This is a genomic window from Pseudoalteromonas sp. ESRF-bin5 (assembly GCF_002632075.1).
GTDB lineage: Bacteria > Pseudomonadota > Gammaproteobacteria > Enterobacterales > Alteromonadaceae > Pseudoalteromonas > Pseudoalteromonas marina.
This window is the reverse complement of the sequence record NZ_NTLW01000005.1, coordinates 1-1,094: the sequence shown is the minus strand read 5'-3', so window position 1 is coordinate 1,094 and position 1,094 is coordinate 1. Positions and strand designations below refer to the sequence as shown.

The window sequence follows — 1,094 nt, the reverse complement described above, 5'->3', positions numbered from 1 at the left end:
GGATAGTAAGTTCACCTATATGAAATATTTCACCATCTTTAAATAATTTATCGAACTGAGTTCCATTTGGTAGAAATTCTTTTTCTAGGTTAAATAACGTTTTAAATGTTTTTTGAACCGTTTTAATATGTTCACCAATCCCAATTTTTGCACCAAATACTCTTTTGAAGAATGGAGCACCTGAAATATGATCAGCATGTGCGTGGGTTTCTAGCACCCACTCAAGATTTAGCTCATTTTTCTTAATATAATTCGCTATTTTCTCAACCCCCTCCTCAGAAGTGCGGCCAGATTTATAATCGAAGTCCAATACAGGGTCTATGACTATAGATTTCTTTGTCTGTTTATCAAAAATGACATAGCTAAATGTTTCACTGTCTTGATCAAGAAATTCTTGTATCTCATAGTTTGTTTTCATAAATATTCCCTCGAAGTTAGCCCTAGGAGAAATCCTTGGGCTAACGTTTCATTAAACAGTATTAAAGAGTTTTTTTACTAAAGTACCAATCAACGTAATCGTATCCTTTATCTTTACGACCAGCAGCGTCTTCAACGGTATGCGGTGGTGGTACAATAACTGGTTCGCCTTCTACCCAATTCTCTGGTGTAGCTACTGAATTTTCATCACTTGTTTGTAGTGCTTTAACTAAACGTAAAAATTCATTTACTGAGCGACCATTACTCATTGGGTAATAAACCATCGCTCGCATTACCCCCTCAGGGTCAATGATAAACGTTGCTCTGACTGCCGCAGTATCACTTGCACCAGGTTGAACCATGCCGTAAGCATGAGCCACTTCCATTGAAAGATCTGCAATAATTGGGAAAGGTATATTTACACCAAAGTTTTCTTCAATGTTACGTACCCAAGCAATATGCGCATGAATACTGTCAATCGATAAACCTAATAATTCAGTATTCATCGCTGAAAACTCTTCTGCTGCATTTGCGAAACCCATGAACTCGGTAGTACATACCGGAGTAAAGTCTGCTGGATGCGAGAAAAGCACTAACCACTTACCTTTGTAATCTTCAAGTGTACGATTACCATGAGTTGTCTTCGCATTAAATGCAGGTGCTGGCTTGTTTAATTG

The 1,094-nt window shown here is 37.7% G+C and carries 2 protein-coding genes; both read right to left on the bottom strand.

Annotated features, from left to right (window positions below):
• Window positions 1–418, bottom strand: a 418-nt coding sequence (locus BCG07_RS00050) for an MBL fold metallo-hydrolase (RefSeq protein WP_286887895.1), incomplete at its 3' end; no start/stop codon positions are given.
• A 61-nt stretch (window positions 419–479) separates the two neighbouring features.
• Window positions 480–1,094, bottom strand: a 615-nt coding sequence (locus BCG07_RS00045) for a peroxiredoxin (protein WP_286887893.1), incomplete at its 5' end; no start/stop codon positions are given.